The sequence below is a fragment of the Micromonospora sp. DT228 genome (genome assembly GCF_049841595.1).
In the GTDB taxonomy this organism is placed as follows: domain Bacteria; phylum Actinomycetota; class Actinomycetes; order Mycobacteriales; family Micromonosporaceae; genus Micromonospora.
Window position 1 is genome coordinate 75,143 of the sequence record NZ_JBNCKO010000006.1, and the last position, 16,690, is coordinate 91,832.

General features: G+C 71.4%; 12 protein-coding genes. 4 read left to right on the forward strand and 8 right to left on the reverse strand.

Going from position 1 to position 16,690, the window contains the following annotated elements; translation table 11 throughout:
* Nucleotides 1-172: 172 nt before the first annotated feature.
* The 3 genes from whiA to rapZ are packed head-to-tail and all read right to left on the reverse strand — an operon-like array spanning nucleotide 173 to nucleotide 3,156.
* Nucleotides 173-1,153: a DNA-binding protein WhiA gene (gene whiA / locus ACLQ29_RS14525; protein ID WP_030491583.1), complete on the reverse strand. Its 981-nt coding sequence runs from the start codon at nucleotides 1,151-1,153 to the stop codon at nucleotides 173-175.
* A 54-nt stretch (nucleotides 1,154-1,207) separates the two neighbouring features.
* Nucleotides 1,208-2,275, reverse strand: coding sequence for a gluconeogenesis factor YvcK family protein (locus tag ACLQ29_RS14530; protein WP_425772105.1), 1,068 nt, complete (start codon nucleotides 2,273-2,275; stop codon nucleotides 1,208-1,210).
* The gene (gene rapZ / locus ACLQ29_RS14535; RefSeq protein ID WP_393364489.1) at nucleotides 2,272-3,156 is read right to left on the reverse strand and encodes an RNase adapter RapZ; all 885 of its coding nucleotides are present in this window, start codon (nucleotides 3,154-3,156) and stop codon (nucleotides 2,272-2,274) included. Before rapZ ends, ACLQ29_RS14530 begins: the two co-directional genes overlap by 4 nt.
* A 270-nt stretch (nucleotides 3,157-3,426) precedes the next feature.
* Here rapZ and ACLQ29_RS14540 point away from each other — a divergent pair, with 270 nt between their 5' ends.
* Nucleotides 3,427-3,771, forward strand: a complete 345-nt coding sequence (locus ACLQ29_RS14540) for a hypothetical protein (protein WP_393363006.1) — start codon at nucleotides 3,427-3,429, stop codon at nucleotides 3,769-3,771.
* A gap of 113 nt (nucleotides 3,772-3,884) precedes the next feature.
* Nucleotides 3,885-5,726, forward strand: a complete 1,842-nt coding sequence (gene recQ / locus ACLQ29_RS14545) for a DNA helicase RecQ (RefSeq protein WP_425772106.1) — start codon at nucleotides 3,885-3,887, stop codon at nucleotides 5,724-5,726.
* A 268-nt stretch (nucleotides 5,727-5,994) separates the two neighbouring features.
* On the opposite strand, the gene ACLQ29_RS14550 is transcribed toward recQ, so the two are convergent.
* From ACLQ29_RS14550 to rsgA, 5 genes are all read right to left on the reverse strand, one after another.
* Nucleotides 5,995-6,654, reverse strand: coding sequence for a C39 family peptidase (locus ACLQ29_RS14550; protein WP_425772107.1), 660 nt, complete (start codon nucleotides 6,652-6,654; stop codon nucleotides 5,995-5,997).
* Nucleotides 6,655-7,574: 920 nt separating this feature from the next.
* Entirely contained in the window at nucleotides 7,575-9,617 is a 2,043-nt protein-coding gene (gene uvrC, locus ACLQ29_RS14555) for an excinuclease ABC subunit UvrC (protein ID WP_425772108.1), read from the reverse strand.
* 155 nt (nucleotides 9,618-9,772) lie between these two features.
* On the reverse strand, nucleotides 9,773-10,258 hold the full coding sequence (locus ACLQ29_RS14560) for a Rieske (2Fe-2S) protein (RefSeq protein ID WP_425772109.1): 486 nt from the start codon (nucleotides 10,256-10,258) through the stop codon (nucleotides 9,773-9,775).
* A 362-nt stretch (nucleotides 10,259-10,620) separates the two neighbouring features.
* Nucleotides 10,621-13,566 carry an excinuclease ABC subunit UvrA gene (gene uvrA / locus ACLQ29_RS14565; protein ID WP_425772110.1) on the reverse strand — a complete coding sequence of 982 codons (2,946 nt, stop codon included), beginning with the start codon at nucleotides 13,564-13,566 and terminating at the stop codon, nucleotides 10,621-10,623.
* A 240-nt stretch (nucleotides 13,567-13,806) separates the two neighbouring features.
* Entirely contained in the window at nucleotides 13,807-14,877 is a 1,071-nt protein-coding gene (rsgA, locus tag ACLQ29_RS14570) for a ribosome small subunit-dependent GTPase A (protein ID WP_425772111.1), read from the reverse strand.
* Nucleotides 14,878-15,055: 178 nt separating this feature from the next.
* Between rsgA and ACLQ29_RS14575 the strand changes: the two genes are divergently transcribed.
* The gene (locus ACLQ29_RS14575) at nucleotides 15,056-15,772 is read left to right on the forward strand and encodes a maleylpyruvate isomerase family mycothiol-dependent enzyme (RefSeq protein WP_425772112.1); all 717 of its coding nucleotides are present in this window, start codon (nucleotides 15,056-15,058) and stop codon (nucleotides 15,770-15,772) included.
* A gap of 7 nt (nucleotides 15,773-15,779) precedes the next feature.
* Complete coding sequence (locus tag ACLQ29_RS14580) at nucleotides 15,780-16,433, forward strand: MBL fold metallo-hydrolase (protein WP_425772113.1); 654 nt, start codon at nucleotides 15,780-15,782, stop codon at nucleotides 16,431-16,433.
* Nucleotides 16,434-16,690 lie beyond the last annotated feature (257 nt).

Here is a 16,690-nt window from a genome sequence, read left to right on the forward strand (position 1 = left end):
TTCGTCTCGGCCACCCCGCCGCGGTCTGAGGACCTGACCGCCCGAGGCGGTGCGCACGACGAGGCGTGCCTGTGTCGGCCCCCTTGCCGTACGCAGCGACCCTATCCGAGCGTGCGAGACCACGCTGCGCCGGGTCGTGGTCCCGGGCACACCGTGCGGCCCCACCGTCCTATCAGACCACGAGCATGTCGGGCGTGACTGCCGCTTCCGTATCCGGGATGCCGAGGTCCCGGGCCCGCTTGTCGGCAAGCGCGAGCAGCCGGCGGATCCGCCCGGCGATCGCGTCCTTGGTCAGCGGCGGGTCCGCCAGCGCGCCCAACTCCTCCAGCGACGCCTGCCGGTGCTCCAGGCGCAGCCGCCCGGCGTCGGTCAGGTGGTTGGGCGCCTCCTCGGCGAGGATCTCCAGCGCGCGGGTGACCCGGGCGGCGGCGGCGACCGCGGCACGCGCCGAGCGGCGCAGGTTGGCGTCGTCGAAGTTGGCCAGCCGGTTGGCGGTGGCCCGCACCTCCCGGCGTACCCGGCGCTCCTCCCAGGCCAGCACGCTCGAGTGCGCGCCGATGCGGGTGAGCAGCGCGGCGATCGCGTCGCCGTCCTTGACCACCACCCGGTCCACCCCGCGCACCTCGCGGTTCTTGGCGGTGATGCCGATGCGCCGCGCCGCGCCGACGAGCGCCAACGCCGACTCCGGGCCCGGGCAGGTGATCTCCAGAGCGCTGGAGCGGCCGGGCTCGGTGAGCGAGCCGTGGGCCATGAACGCGCCCCGCCACGCGGAGACCGCACAGCAGACGTTCGCCGCCACCACGTGCGGGGGCAGCCCACGCACCGGGCGACCCCGCACGTCGAGCAGGCCGGTCTGTCGGGCGAGGGCCTCGCCGTCCTTGACCACCCGCACGATGAAGTGGCTGCCCTTGCGCAGGCCACCGGAGGCCAGTACGTGGATCTCGCTCGGATATCCGTAGACCTCGGCGATCTCCCGGCGTAACCGCCGGGCGACCGCCCCCGTGTCCAGTTCCGCCTCCACCACCACGCGGCCGGAGACGATGTGCAGCCCGCCGGCGAAGCGCAGCAGTGCGGCCATCTCCGCCCGCCGACAGCAGGGCTTGGGCACGTCGACCCGACTCAGCTCGTCCTTGACCGCGGCCGTCATCGCCATTGTGCGTCCCCTCACGGACCGGTTCCGGCGTGTCGCCGGAGATTACGTACGTGTCTAACGATCGGCACCCAGGACAGGCACCAGCGCGGCGCCCAGGGCAGCCGGATCATGGCGGGGAGTGCCGTCGGTGACGGCGACGGGGGCGAGGACCAGGCGGGCACCAAGCGATTCTGCCGCACGTTCGACCGGTTCGGGGTCACCCACCGCCAAGGCATCGGCGAGCACGAGATCCACCTTGAGCTCGGCCAGGTACCAGCGCAGGGCCGCGAGGTGGTCGGCGGCCGAAAGCCCGAGGGTTTCCTTCTCCGCGGCGAGGTTGAGCGTGACCAGCCGCCGGGCCGCGGTGGACACGATCGCGTCGGCCAACTGTGGCACCAGCAGGTGCGGGAGCACGCTCGTGTACCAACTGCCCGGCCCGAAGATCAACCAGTCCGCCGCCATGATCGCCTCGATGGCCTCGGCGCAGGCCGCCGGGGCGGCGGGCGTGAGACGCAGTGACTCGACCCGCCCGGTGGTGACCGCCACCTGGTGCTGGCCACGCACGGTCCGCACCTCGTCGGGGGCAGCCGGGTCGACACCGCGTACCCGCGCCTCGATGCCGACCGGCTGCCGGGACATCGGCAACACCCGGCCGACGGTCCCGAGCATCGCGCCGGCGTGCTCCAACGCGGCCACCGGGTCACCGAGCAACTCCATGAGACCGCAGAGCACCAGGTTGCCCACCGCGTGCCCGGCCAGCCCATCGATGCCGGCCGACGCCCCGTCGGTGCCGCTCGGGGCCGCACCGTCCCGGTCCGGGTCGTCGGTCGCCGCCGGGTCCGGGTCGGCTCCGCCGAGTCGGGGTACGCCGGCCGGCACGGCGGCGAAGCGGTGCTGGAACAGCCCGGCGCTGCGTCGGGTGGCCGGGTGGTCGCCGGCAAGCGCCACAAGCGCCTGCCGCAGATCGCCAGGAGGCAGACCTCCCCGCTCGGCGCGCAGACGGCCACTGGAACCGCCGTCGTCTCCGACGGTGACCACGGCGGTGATGTCGAGGTCGAGTTCGGGCGCGCAGTGGCGCAGTGCCCGCAGCGAGGCGGAGAGCCCGTGCCCACCGCCGAACGCCACCACCCGGCGGGCCGTCACTCGCGCCCCAGGTCGCGGTGCTGGGCGTTTGCCGCCAGCCCGGAGTGGCGCAGGCGGCTGGACAACTCCTCGGCGATGGCCACGCTGCGGTGCTTGCCGCCGGTGCAGCCCACGGCGACCGTCAGGTACCGCTTGCCCTCCCGCTCGAAGCCGGCGGTGGTGGCGTTGACCAGGTCGGCGTACGAGGCGACGAAGGCGTCCGCGCCCTCCTGGCCCAGCACGTACGCGCTGACCGCCTCCTCCCGACCGGTGTGCTCACGCAGCTCCGGCACCCAGTACGGGTTCGGCAGAAAGCGGGCGTCGAGCACGAAATCGGCGTCCGGCGGCAGGCCGTACTTGAAGCCGAACGACAGCACGGTGACCCGCAGCCGGCGGGCGTCCTCGCCGCCGAACAGCTCCTCGATGCGCCGACGGAGCTGGTTGACGTTGAGGTGGCTGGTGTCGATGATCACGTCGGCCTGGTCGCGCGCCTCCTCCAGCAGGCCGCGCTCCACGGCGATGCCGTCGGCCAGCCGCCCGTCGCCCTGCAACGGGTGCGAGCGACGAACGCTCTCGAAGCGCCGGATCAACACCTCGTCGTCGGCGTCGACGAAGACCACCCGGGGCGAGAAGCCGCGCTCCTTCAGCTCCCGGATCGCCCCGGCCAGGTCGGTGGAGAAGGCCCGCGACCGCACGTCCAACACCATCGCGGTACGCCGGGCCGCGCCGCCGGCCTTGAACGCCAACTCGGCCATGTCCAGCATCAGCGCCTGCGGCAGGTTGTCGACCACGTAGTAGCCGACGTTCTCCAACGCCCGGGCGACGGTGCTGCGGCCACCCCCGGAGACGCCGGTCACCACCACGAGTGTGGTCTCCGACTCGGCCGCCTGCTGCCCGTCCACGGCGGCCGGATCGTCGATCCGGTCACCGGCTGCGCGCGCCTCGCTCACCCGTACCCCCAAGCTGTGGCGCCGCGGCCCCCTCGGCCGCGATTGGTCAATCAGCGACTCTATCCCGCCATCTCCCCAGAGAGCCGGCACCCGTCGCGGGTCGGCCGGCGGACGACGGCCGCGGGTCGCGCTCCCGACAGACGCCGCCCTTGATAACGATCAGTAATCATAAATAGACTCTTCGTGATCGTCGCAGGTCAGACCGACATCTGGGAGGGTGCGATGCACGACCTTGCGGACAAGAACAAATACATCGGCTTCCTGTTCATGCGGATCAGCCCGGAGTACTTCGCGCTCGGCCGGGAGGGCATCCACGAGGTCTCCGCCGAACACGCGCGGGACCTGGGCCGCTTCGCCAAGCAGCTCACCCACGTCGTGACGACCGGCGTGAACGGCAAGTACGACCAGGTCACGATCGTCGAGGGGGACACCCTCGAAGAGATCAACGCGGCGGCCACCGCCTTCCGGATGGGTGGCAAGGCCCGCTACATCGAGATCGTGGACATCGTGGTCGGGATGAAGGCCCCGCCGCGCGGTCTGGCCAACCGCTCCAAGCAGCCCGACTGACCCCGTCCCCCCGGCGCGCCCGCCACTCGGGTGCGCCGGGCGGACTCGGGTGCGCCGGGCGGACTCGGGTGCGCCGGGCGGGCGCTGTCGGGGTTGGCTCGTAGACTCCGCGAATGGCTTCTCCCACCGACCTGCGCACCGAGGACGCTCTGCCGGTGCTGCGCCGGGTGTTCGGCTACGACGCCTTCCGCGGTTTCCAGCAGCAGGTGATCGACCACCTGGTCGGCGGTGGCGACGCCCTGGTGTTGATGCCCACGGGTGGCGGCAAGTCGTTGTGCTACCAGATCCCGGCCCTGGTCCGCGACGGCGTCGCGGTCGTCGTGTCGCCGCTCATCGCGCTCATGCAGGACCAGGTGGACGCCCTCACCGCGGTCGGCGTCCGCGCCGGCTTCCTCAACTCGACCCAGACCCTGGACGCCCGACGCCGGGTCGAGGCCGCCTTCGTGGCCGGCGAGCTGGACCTGCTCTACCTCGCCCCGGAGGCCCTCGGCGTCCGGTCCACCCTCGCCCTGCTGGACCGGGGTCGCATCTCCCTGTTCGCGATCGACGAGGCGCACTGCGTGTCCCAGTGGGGTCACGACTTCCGCCCCGACTACCTGGCGCTGTCGATGCTGCACGAACGCTGGCCCGAGGTCCCCCGGATCGCGCTGACCGCCACCGCGACAAGCGCCACCCGCACCGAGATCGCCAGCCGACTCAAGCTCGACGACGCGCGGCACTTCGTGGCCAGCTTCGACCGGCCCAACATCCAATATCGGATCGTGCCCAAGCGGGAGCCGCGCAAGCAACTACTCGCCCTGCTGCGCGACGAGCACCCCGGCGACGCCGGGATCGTCTACTGCCTGTCCCGCGCCTCGGTCGACAAGACCGCCGAGTTCCTCGTCGCCAACGGGGTCGCCGCCCTGCCGTACCACGCCGGCCTGGACGCGGGCACCCGCGCCGCCAACCAGCAGCGCTTCCTGCGCGAGGACGGCCTCGTCATGGTGGCCACCATCGCCTTCGGCATGGGCATCGACAAGCCCGACGTCCGGTTCGTCGCCCACCTCGACCTGCCCAAGTCCGTCGAGGGCTACTACCAGGAGACCGGCCGCGCCGGGCGTGACGGCCTGCCCTCCACGGCCTGGCTGGCGTACGGGCTGCAGGACGTGGTCCAGCAACGCAAGATGATCGAGACCTCCGACGGCGACCTCGCCCACCGCCGCAACCTCGCCGCGCACCTGGACGCGATGCTCGCCCTCTGCGAGACGGTGCGCTGCCGGCGGGTCCAACTGCTCGAATACTTCGGCGAGCGGACGCCGTCCGCCTGCGGCAACTGCGACACCTGCCTCAACCCACCAGAGACCTGGGACGGCACCGTCGCCGCCCAGAAGTTGCTCTCCGCCGTCTACCGTCTCGACCGCGAACGCAACCAGCGGTTCGGCGCCGGGCACTGCATCGACATCCTGCTCGGCAAACAGACCGACAAAACCAGCCAGTACGGTCACGACTCGCTCACCGTCTTCGGCATCGGCGCCGAACTGAGCGAGGCGGAGTGGCGGGGCGTGGTCCGACAACTGCTCGCCGAAGGGCTGCTCGCCGTGGAGGGCGACTACGGCACGCTGGCCCTGACCGAGGCGAGCGCCGACGTCCTGGGTCGCCGTCGCACCGTCACGATGCGCCGCGAGCCGGAGAAGCCAGCCTCCAGCCGCTCATCCAAACCGCGCGGCGCGGCCACCGTGGTGGCCGAGCTGACACCGGCCGCCGCGTCGCTCTTCGAGCGGCTGCGGAGCTGGCGGGCGGCCACCGCCAAGGAGCAGGGCGTCCCGGCGTACGTGATCTTCCACGACGCGACGCTGCGACAGATCGCGAGCGACGCGCCAGGCACCCTGGCCGACCTGTCCCGGATCAGCGGCGTCGGCGAGAACAAGCTCGCCAAGTACGGCGAGCAACTCCTCAGCGTCCTCGCCGCCGACTGACGTCGACAATGCCGAAGGGCCGGCCCCCTGGTGGGGTCCGGCCCTTGCGGTGGTGTGGCCTTGCCGTGGTGCGGTGCGGCCTTGCCGTGGTGCGGTGCGGCCTTGCGGTGATGTGGTCTTGCCGTGGTGCGGTGCGGCCTTGCCGTGGTGTGGTCTTGCCGTGGTGCGGTGCGGCCTTGCCGTGGTGCGGTGCGGCCTTGCCGTGGTGTGGCCTTGCCGTGGTGTGGCCTTGCCGTGGTGCGGTGCGGTCTTGCCGTGTGTGCGGGTGTCAGCTGGTGGCGTAGCCGCGGGTGGCGATCCAGTCGGCGAGGTGCTCGACGCTGATCTGGTAGGCGGCTTGGTTGGGGTCGGCGGAGTCGGCGATGGTGACGGTGTTGCCGTTGTCGCGGTAGCCGACGACGCTGATGTAGTGCCCGCCCTCGTAGGAGTGGGTGACGCCGTTGGTGTCGGTGCTGGTGCCGGCGATGTTGGCGACCACGGCCCGGCCGTCGTCGACGGTCTTCACGACATCGGCGCGCAGCCGGTCGGTCTGCGTGGCGTCGGCGTCGGGGCTGCTGATTTCCACGGACCGGTAGGCGTCGTTCTTGCCGGTCTCCTTGTTCAGCACCGGGGTGATGTCGTTGATGCTGTTGGTGCCGGCCTCGGTGGTGCCCATTTCCTTGGCCATGTCGTCGACGTTGATGTTCTTGCCCTGCACGCTCAGGGCGTTACGGGTGGCGGCGGGCCCGCAGTAGTAGAAGTTCGGCTGGGCTTCGTAGCGCACGCCCAGTTCCCGCTCACCGTGAGTCTTGCGGTCGGTCTGGGTCTGCGTGGTCGGCTTGGCGTCGGATGCGGCGTACGCGGCGGTGATCGGGCCGGCGATGGCTCCACCGGTGAACGCGAGGCCGGCGGCGGTCAGGGCGGTCTTGCGGATCAGATCGGTACGCATGATGGCGTGCTCCTCTGCATCGGGGGTGCCCGCGCCACCTCACGGGGGGGTGGGTGGTGGTGCGGGGAAAGTTCGAGGGGGTTCTGCCCGGTGACCCGCGAGGGGGTCGGCGTCGGGACAGGGTGTAACGGTTGCCGGTGGCGGGTCATTCCGCCTGCCCGGGGGTCGGCGCATTCCGCCTGCCCGAGGGGTCGGCCGTGGTGGTGCTCGGCTCTGCGGGGGATGTAACCGGGCCGGCCGGCCGGGTGTTCCCGGCGGCTGACTCTGGTGGGACGACCTGGCGGTGGTTCCCGGCGCGGCCGGCGCACCATGACCCGGGCTGTTGCGGTGGTCTGCCAGGTATAACGACCCGGCCCGGCCGCCGATTCCGCCGCCGGGGTGGCCCCGACCACCCGACAATTTCGCCCAAACCCGACAACCCACTCAGTGCTGCGAACCGGGCGGACCCGACAGTGCGGCCGCAGGGGCGTGATCCACTCGGGTTCTGTGAAGACGCGCTGTCCGGGGGCCGGGGACACCCCGACATCATGGAACCCGAGTAGATCATGCCCACCTGGACCGTGGGCACCCGCGCAGGCCCGGCCCGGGCGCAGGGGCCGAAACGCCACGTGGACCGGCACCCTTCCATGATCGTGCTCGACCCAGGAAATAGGCCCCTCCGTGCGCCGACGAGGCCACTACAACCAGGATCGAGCACGATCACGGGCGCGGACCACGCACGATCACGGGCGCGGACCACGCACGATCATGGGCGCGGACCACGCACGATCATGGGCGCGGACCACGCACGACATGGGTGGGGTGCCCGGATCAGGCAATCTGCACGGGGGGACGGGTCGCGCACGTCGACGGCCCGGCCCAGGCTCAGAGCGTGCTGGTGTGCCGGGAGGGAATGATCGCGCCAAACGGCGGGGGCGGCGTCAGGTACCTGGTGTCACTTCCGCGCTCTTGTCGGTCGCCGTGTCCTTGTCGGTCGCCGTGTCCTTGTCGGTCGCCGTGTCCTTGTCGGTCGCCGTGTCCTTGTCGAGGGCGGCCAGGATCGCCTCGGCGGTACGTCGACCCACCCCGGGCACCTCGGTGATCTCCTCGACTGTTGCGGCGGAGAGCCGCTTGAGGGACCCGAAATGGCGCAGCAGCGCCTTGCGCCGTACCTCCCCGAGGCCGGGCACGTGGTCCAACGCCGACTCGGTCATCCGCTTGGATCGGCGCTGCCGATGGAAGGTGATGGCGAACCGGTGGGCCTCGTCACGGACCCGTTGCAGCAGATAGAGCCCCTCCGAGGTGCGCGGCAGGATGACCGGCAGGTCGTCGTCCGGGAGCCAGACCTCCTCCAACCGCTTGGCCAACCCACACAGCGCCACGTCGTCGATGCCCAGGTCGGCGAGGGCCTGCGCGGCGGCCGCGACCTGTGGGGCGCCGCCGTCGACGACCACCAACTGCGGTGGGTACGCGAATTTCCGCGGCCGGCCGGTGGTCGGATCGATCAGGACACCGACCTGAGGCTCCACCGCGTCTTCCGAGGCGGCCTGGTCGTCGGCCGACTCCACCCCCACCTCGCCCGTCTCGGCCCGCGCGTCCAGGTATCGGGCGAAGCGGCGGCGGAGCACCTCGGACATGGCGGACAGGTCGTCGGTGGCGCCCCGGACGATGAACCGCCGGTACTCGCTCTTGCGGGGCAGCCCGTCCTCGAAGACCACCATGCTGGCGACCACGTCGGTGCCCTGGATCTGGGAAATGTCGAAACACTCGATGCGCAGCGGCGAGGTGCGCATGTCGAGCGCCTCGCTGATCTCGTCCAACGCCTTGCCCCGGGTGGTCAGGTCACCGGAACGCTTCAGCTTGTGCCGGGCCAGCGCGTCCTTGGCATTGCGCTCCACGGTCTCCATGAGTGAGCGTTTGTCGCCGCGCTGCGGCACCCGCAGCGACACCCGGCTGCCCCGGTGGTCGGAGAGCCACTCCGCCAGCGCGTCGGCGTCGGCGGGCAGCTCGGGCACCAGCAACTCCCGGGGCACGTCGGCCTCACCCTGCTCACCCCCGTACACCTGGGTGCAGAAGTGGTGTACCAGGTCTCCGGTGGTCAGGTCCTCGGTCTTCTCCACCACCCACCCTCGCTGGCCGCGAACCCGGCCGTCGCGAACGTGGAAGACCTGCACGGCCGCCTCAAGCGGATCGTCGGCGAACGCGACCACGTCGGCGTCGGTGCCGTCGCCCAGCACAACTGTCTGCTTCTCCATGGCCCGGCGCAGCGCGGCCACGTCGTCCCGCAGCCGGGCGGCACGCTCGAACTCCAGTTGCTCGCTCGCGTCGGTCATCTCGCGCTCGATCTTGCGGACCATGGTGTCGGTGCGTCCGGCCATGAAGTCGCAGAACCCGTCGACGATCGCGCGGTGCTCGTCGGCGGAGACGGTGCCGACGCACGGCGCCGAGCACTTTCCGATGTAGCCGAGGAGGCAGGGGCGGCCGACCTGGCCGGCGCGCTTGAACACGCCTGCCGAGCACGTCCGGGCGGGAAACACCCGCAGCAGCAGGTCGAGGGTCTCCCGGATGGCCCAGGCATGCGAATACGGACCGAAGTAGCGCACCCCCTTGCGCTTGGCGCCGCGCATCACCTGCAACCGGGGATATTCCTCGTTGAGGGTGACGGCCAGGTAGGGGTACGACTTGTCGTCGCGGTAGCGGACGTTGAACCGCGGGTCGTACTGCTTGATCCAGGTGAACTCGTGCTGGAGCGCCTCGACCTCGGTGCCGACGATGATCCAGTCCACCGACTCGGCGGTGGTGACCATCTGCCGGGTGCGCTCGTGCAGATTCCAGACGTCGCCGAAGTAGGAGTTGAGCCGGCTGCGCAGGTTCTTCGCCTTGCCGACGTAGATCACCCGGCCGGTCCCGTCGCGGAAGCGGTAGACCCCCGGTGACTCCGGGATGGTGCCGGGTGCGGGACGGTAGGTCGAGGGGTCAGCCACGCCAACAAGCCTAGTCCGCACCACCGACAGCCCGTTGCAGGCGCTAGATCCACTCGGTTTCCGGGAAGTCGGGGTGTCGGCTGGCCGCAGACACCCCGACGTCCTGAAACGCGAGTCGATCAAGTGACGGGGCGCTTGCCGCTCCCCCGAGCCGGTCAGGCCAGCGAGATCTGGTCTCCGGTGACCTTGATGTCCTTGGGGGGCAGCGGCTTGGTGGCGGGGCCGGCCTTCACCGAGCCGTCCTCGATCGAGAACTTGCTGTTGTGGCAGGTGCAGTTGATCGTGCCGCCGTCGACGTTCGTCACCGGGCAGTTCTGGTGGGTGCAGATCGGGCTGAAGCCCTTGAACTGGCCAGCCACAGGCTGGGTGATGACCACACCCTGGGCGGCGAGGACCTTGCCGCCGCCGACCGGGATGTCGGCGGTGGTGGCAAGTGACTGCGCGCCCTGCCGGTCGCCGCCAGCCGCGTCACCGGTGCTGGGCACCGCCGGGCCCCCACTGGTGGGAGCACCACTGCCGCTGTCGCCGTCGTCACTGCCGCAGGCCGCCAGGACGACGGCCGCGCCGACCGCCCCGACGCCGGTGAGCAGGGTACGTCGTGTCTGGGTACCCGGACCGGTCAGCGCCTGATCGTCACTCATGCCTCGCCTCTCTCTAACCCGCCGCGCCGGTCAAGAGCCGGCCACACCTTGTCCACACGAGCAACTGTGCCGGACGGTTCATCACAGCATCGGTCCGAACCGGGAAATGAGACGGGGCGCGCCTCGACCGACCAGGCCACGCCATCACGAACGCCGCGACACCAGTCGGGCAACCACCGCCGACCCGACCGGACGCCCCGCACCGGAGTCCGGTCGGTCCGGACCGGAACCAGACCGCACGAACCGACCAGACCGCACGAACCGACCGAACCGACCGGACCGCACGAACCGGCCGGGCCGACCGGACCGCAAGAACCGACCGGACCGTACGAAGCCGATCAGGCACTGTCAGGAGGTAACGGTCAGCGTGCGGCGGCGGGCACCTTGCGGCTCGCCCGCGCCTTGGTGACACCGTTGGCCTTGGCCGCCCGGGTGGTGGCGGCTGCGGAGCCGGCGGCAGCGCCGTCGAGCTTGAGCACCTGGCGCAGGAACTCGCCGGTGTGGCTCTCGGCGACCTCGGCGACCTCCTCGGGGGTGCCCGTGGCGAGAACGGTGCCGCCCCGGTGGCCACCCTCCGGACCCATGTCGATCAACCAGTCGGCCGTCTTGATCACGTCGAGGTTGTGCTCGATGGTGATCACCGTGTTGCCCTTGTCGACAAGCCCTTCCAGCACCATCAGCAGCTTGCGGATGTCTTCGAAGTGCAGACCGGTGGTCGGCTCGTCGAGCACGTAGACCGTCCGTCCGGTGGAGCGCTTCTGCAGCTCGGACGCGAGCTTGACCCGCTGCGCCTCGCCGCCGGAGAGGGTGGGCGCGGGCTGGCCGAGGCGTACGTAGCCCAGGCCGACGTCGACAAGGGTCTTGAGGTGCCGGTGGATGGCCGGGATGGCGGAGAAGAACTCGGCGGCCTCCTCGATCGGCATCTCCAGCACGTCCGAGACGGTCTTGCCCTTGTAGTGCACCTCCAGGGTCTCCCGGTTGTACCGGGCGCCCTTGCAGACCTCGCACGGGACGTACACGTCGGGCAGGAAGTTCATCTCGATCTTGATGGTGCCGTCGCCGGAGCAGGCCTCGCAGCGTCCGCCCTTGACGTTGAAGGAGAACCGACCCGGGCCGTAACCGCGGACCTTCGCCTCGGTGGTCTCGGCGAAGAGCTTGCGGACGTGGTCCCAGACCCCGGTGTAGGTGGCCGGGTTGGAGCGCGGCGTCCGGCCGATCGGCGACTGGTCCACGCCGACGACCTTGTCCACGTGCTCCAGCCCGGAGACCCGGGTGTGCCGGCCGGGCACCAGCCGAGCACCGTTGATCTGGTTGGCCAGCACCGCGTACAGGATGTCGTTGACAAGCGTCGACTTGCCCGAACCACTCACCCCGGTGACCGCGATCAGCTGGCCCAGCGGGAACGGGACGTTCAGGTTGCGCAGGTTGTGCTCCCGCGCGCCGTGCACCACCAGCTCCCGACCGGGATCCTGCGGGCGGCGGGTCGACGGCGTCGGGATCGACCGACGCCCGGACAGGTACGCCCCGGTGATCGACTCCTTGTTCTTCAGCAGCGCGGGGACCGAGCCGCTGTGCACGATCTTGCCGCCGTGCTCGCCCGCGCCGGGCCCGATGTCGACGATCCAGTCGGCGGTGCGGATGGTGTCCTCGTCGTGCTCGACCACGATCAGCGTGTTGCCCAGGCCGCGCAGTCGGATCAGGGTCTCGATCAACCGGTGGTTGTCGCGCTGGTGCAGCCCGATCGACGGCTCGTCGAGCACGTAGAGCACACCCACCAGGCCGGAGCCGATCTGGGTGGCCAGCCGGATACGCTGCGCCTCGCCGCCGGAGAGCGTGCCGGCCGGCCGGTCCAGGGAGAGGTAGTCCAGGCCGACGTCGAGCAGGAACCGCAGCCGGGCGTTGATCTCCTTGAGGACCCGCTCGGCGATCAGCTTCTGCCGGTCGGTCAACTCGATGCCGGCGAGCAGGTCGGCGCACTCCCCCACGGACAGGTTGCAGACCTCGGCGATGCTCCTGCCGGCCAGGGTGACCGCGAGCACCTCGGGCTTGAGTCGAGCGCCACCGCAGGCCGCGCACGGCACGTCGCGCATGTAGCCCTCGTACTTGTCGCGGGACCACTCGGACTCGGTGTCGGAGTGCCGGCGCTCGATCCACTGCACCACGCCCTCGAAGCCGGTGTAGTAGGAGCGCTCACGGCCGTACTTGTTGCGGTAGCGCACGTGCACCTGGTCGTCGGAGCCGTGCAGGATCGTCTTCTGCGCCCGCGCCGGCAGCGCCCGCCACGGGGTGTCGACGTCGAAGTGCTGGGCCTCGCCGAGCGCCTCCAGCAGGCGCAGGAAGTATTCCAGGTTGTGCCCGGTGGACCAGGGCTGGATGGCGCCCTCGCGCAGGCTGCGCTCCGGGTCGGGGACCAGCAGCTCCGGGTCGACCTCCTTCTTGGTGCCCAGGCCGGTGCACTCCGGGCAGGCGCCGTAGGGCGCGTTGAAGGAGAAGACCCGAGGCTCGAGATCCTCGATGGCCAGCGGGTGGTCGTTGGGGCAGGCCAGGTGCTCGGAGTAGCGGCGCTCCCGGTCCGGGTCGTCCTCCGGCAGGTCGACGAAGTCGAGCAGCACCAGGCCGCTGGACAGGCCCAGGGCCGCCTCGACCGAGTCGGTCAGCCGCTGCTTGGCGCTCGCCTTGACGGTGAGGCGGTCGATCACCACCTCGATCGTGTGCTTCTCCTGCTTCTTGAGCTTCGGCGGCTCGGTCAGCGGGTGCACCACGCCGTCGACCCGGGCCCGGGCGTAGCCCTTGGCCTGCAACTCGGCGAAGAGGTCGACGTACTCGCCCTTGCGACCACGGATGACCGGCGCGAGCACCATGAACTTGGTGCCCTCGGCCATCGCGAGGACCCGGTCGACGATCTGCTGGGGGCTCTGCCGGGAGATGCGCTCGCCACAGACCGGGCAGTGCGGCTCGCCGATGCGGGCGTAGAGCAGGCGCAGGTAGTCGTAGACCTCGGTGATGGTGCCGACGGTCGATCGCGGGTTGCGCGAGGTGGACTTCTGGTCGATGGAGACGGCGGGGCTCAGGCCCTCGATGAAGTCGACGTCTGGCTTGTCCATCTGGCCGAGGAACTGCCTGGCGTACGACGAGAGCGACTCGACGTAGCGGCGCTGCCCCTCGGCGAAGATCGTGTCGAAGGCCAGGCTCGACTTGCCCGACCCGGACAGCCCGGTGAACACGATGAGTGCGTCCCGGGGCAGGTCGAGACTGACGTCACGCAGGTTGTGCTCGCGCGCGCCACGGATGATCAGTCGGTCGGCCACGGTGCGTGTACTCCCGGGAGAAGACGAAGCGAAGGATCTGTCCCGCTCTGGGGTGATCTGAGCGGTCGTGCGGGCGCGGAAATCACGCCTCGGCAACTCTAGCCCCGAGGTATGACAGTTTCCCCCGCCCGCACATTCCCCCAGCTCAGCCCGGTCGGCCGCACCGAGCTGCGGCCCCCACCACACCGGACGCACACGGCCGCCGCGCACCGCCCGCGGGCACCGCGCACACCCCGCCGGTCAGAACCCGCCCGGCGTCGGAGGCCGGGCGGCCCGTCGCCGGGCCGAACGCCACCCACCGCGCCGCTCCGCCGCCACCCGCGCCTCTCGCCGTCGGCTCTCCTGGGCCACCTCGCCCTGCAGCCGCCGCCAACTTTCCCACCGGCGGGTGGGCAGCTCGCCGGTCTGCAGCGCCTCGCGGACCGCGCAGGCGGGCTCGCCGTCGTGGCCGCAGTCGGCGTACCGGCAGCCCTCGGCCAGCCCGGCGATATCCGCGAACGCCCGGTCGAGCCCGACCGCGCCGTCCAGCAGGCCCACCGCGCGCACCCCGGGCGTGTCGATCACGGCGCCGCCGCCGGGGATCGGCACGAGCGCCCGCCAGGTGGTGGTGTGCCGACCCTTGCCGTCCACGCGCCGGATCGTCTGTGTGGGCATCATCACCGCCCCGACCAGCGCGTTGACCAGGCTCGACTTGCCGGCGCCGGAGGGCCCGAGCAGGCCGAGCGTGCGGCCGGGCGTCACTTCGGCGCGCAGCGGGTCCAGCCCGACGCCACGTTCGGCGCTGACCGGCAGCACCGGCACCCCGGGGGCGACCGCGGCCAGCTGGCGGGCCAACGCGGCCGGGTCGGCCGCGAGGTCGGCCTTCGTCAGCACGACGAGTGGCCGGGCGCCGGACTCGTGGGCCAGGGCGAGCAGTCGCTCGATGCGGCCCACGTCCGGCTCGGGGTGCACCGGCTCCACCACGGCGGCCGTGTCCAGGTTGGCGGCCAGCACCTGGCCGCTGGCGTCCTTGCCGGCGGTACGGCGGATCAGCGCGCCCCGGCGCGGTAGTACCGCCTCCACGGTGACCCGGCGGTCCGGCCAGGTGGTGAGCAGCACCCAGTCTCCGGCGCAGGGCAGCGCCGACGGGTCCCGGGCGGCAGTGGCCAGCACCGCGCCGCCCAGGCTGGCCCGGACCGGGCCGGCCGCCGTGAGCACCGTGCAGACCCCCCGGTCGACCCGGGCCACCCGGCCCGGGTGGTGCTCGCCACGTCGTGCGGCGTACGTCGCCCGCTCGGCATCCCAGCCGAGCGCGGTCAGATCGATCGTCATGGCATCCTCATCGGTGTCGGAGCAGGTGATGGCGGAACACGCGTGCCACGTCCGGCATGATCACCACCTCCGTCCGATGTCCCGGTGCCGCGTCTGCCGCTGACGGTAGGTCGCGCGCCGACGCGCCGAAAGCGATTTCCCCGGCGACGGCGCGGCGGCGGACCGCTAGGGTCGACGGGTGACCACGGATCCGCTGCTGTTGATGGGCGAGGTGGACGCGGCCACCAGCCGACTCCTGCGTACCGCAGCGTCTTTCGACGCCGCGGACCTGGCCGCGGCGTCGCTGCTGCCGGGCTGGACGCGCGGTCACGTGCTGGCGCATCTGGCGCGCAACGCCGACGGCTTCGTCAACCTGCTCACGGCGGCCCGCACCGGCGAGGCACTGCCGATGTACGCCTCGCTCGCGGCCCGCACCACCGACATCGAGACCGGCGCGGACCGACCACCCGCCGAGCACCTGGACGATCTGCGGCGCACCGCCGACCTGTTCGCCGAGGCGGTCGCGGCGATGCCCGCGCCGGCCTGGGCGGCGACGGTGCAGGCCCGTAGGGGCCCGTGGCCCGCCGCGCTGCTCGTGTGGGGTCGGCTGCGCGAGATCGAGGTGCACCACCTCGACCTGGCCGCCGACTACCGACCCGCGCACTGGTCGGAGACGTTCGCCCACCGGCTGCTACGCGAGGCGGCCAGCCATCACTCCACGGGTCCGACACCGCCGTCGTTGGTGCTACGCCCGGACGGCAGCGGGCACGAGGTGGTGATCGGGGACCGCGTCGGCGCCCCGGTCGTCGCCGGCCCCGTGCCCGACCTCGCCGCCTGGCTGATCGGCCGCGCCGACGGCGGCCCGCTCTCCGTCACTCCCGACGGCCCCCTGCCTACTCCACCGGAATGGATCTAGAAACGTCATGACTTATAGCGGAGACGTCACCCACGGCGGCCCGCCGGCCGTACGCGAGCTGGACGGGCTGACCATCAGCAAGCTGTCGGTGGGTCCGATGGACAACAACGCGTACCTGCTGCGCTGCACGGGCACCGGTGACCAGGTGCTGATCGACGCCGCCAACGAGGCGCCCCGGCTCCTGGAGCTGATCGGCGACGGTGGGCTCACCGCCGTGGTGACGACCCACCAGCACATGGATCACTGGGTGGCCCTGGAGGAGGTCGTCGCCAAGACCGGCGCGCGGGCCCTGGTACACGCCGACGACGCGGACGGGCTGCCGATCGAGGCGGAACGTCTCGCCGACGGCGACACCGTGCCGGTCGGCGACTGCGCGCTGGAGGTCATCCACATCAAGGGGCACACCCCGGGCTCGATCGCCCTGCTCTACCGCGACCCGGCCGGCACCCCGCACCTCTGGACTGGCGACAGTCTTTTCCCAGGTGGTGTGGGAAACACGGAGCAGGACCCGGAGCGCTTCGCCGCCCTCGTCGGCGACGTCGAGCACAAGCTGTTCGACAAGCTCCCGGACGACACCTGGTTCTACCCCGGCCACGGCAAGGACAGCACCCTGGGAGCGGAACGCCCAGCCCTCCCCCAGTGGAAAGCAAGAGGCTGGTAACCCCCCACCCACGCCACCCCACCCCACCCACGCCACCCCACCCACCGCACCACCCCACCCACCGCACCACCCCACCCACCGCACCACCCCACCCACCGCACCACCCCACGCCCCAAACAGAAGAACCCTCCGCTGACCGTCCACCCTGAAGATCCTCAACCCCCTCGGCGGACGCGGCGCGCCCGAACGAGCCGCAACCACGACGGGGGCGGGGCCTGCCGTGCCCGGCGCAGGGATCAAGCCTGACCGCCCGGAGC

Excerpts from the sequence above, each read along its gene's own strand:
- ACLQ29_RS14550 (WP_425772107.1), bottom strand. The coding sequence starts at position 6,654 with ATGCGTACCGATCTGATCCGCAAGACCGCCCTGACCGCCGCCGGCCTC.
- ACLQ29_RS14540 (WP_393363006.1), top strand. The coding sequence starts at position 3,427 with ATGCACGACCTTGCGGACAAGAACAAATACATCGGCTTCCTGTTCATG.
- rsgA (WP_425772111.1), bottom strand. The coding sequence starts at position 14,877 with ATGACGATCGATCTGACCGCGCTCGGCTGGGATGCCGAGCGGGCGACG.
- recQ (WP_425772106.1), top strand. The coding sequence starts at position 3,885 with ATGGCTTCTCCCACCGACCTGCGCACCGAGGACGCTCTGCCGGTGCTG.
- ACLQ29_RS14580 (WP_425772113.1), top strand. The coding sequence starts at position 15,780 with ATGACTTATAGCGGAGACGTCACCCACGGCGGCCCGCCGGCCGTACGC.
- whiA (WP_030491583.1), bottom strand. The coding sequence starts at position 1,153 with ATGGCGATGACGGCCGCGGTCAAGGACGAGCTGAGTCGGGTCGACGTG.
- ACLQ29_RS14560 (WP_425772109.1), bottom strand. The coding sequence starts at position 10,258 with ATGAGTGACGATCAGGCGCTGACCGGTCCGGGTACCCAGACACGACGT.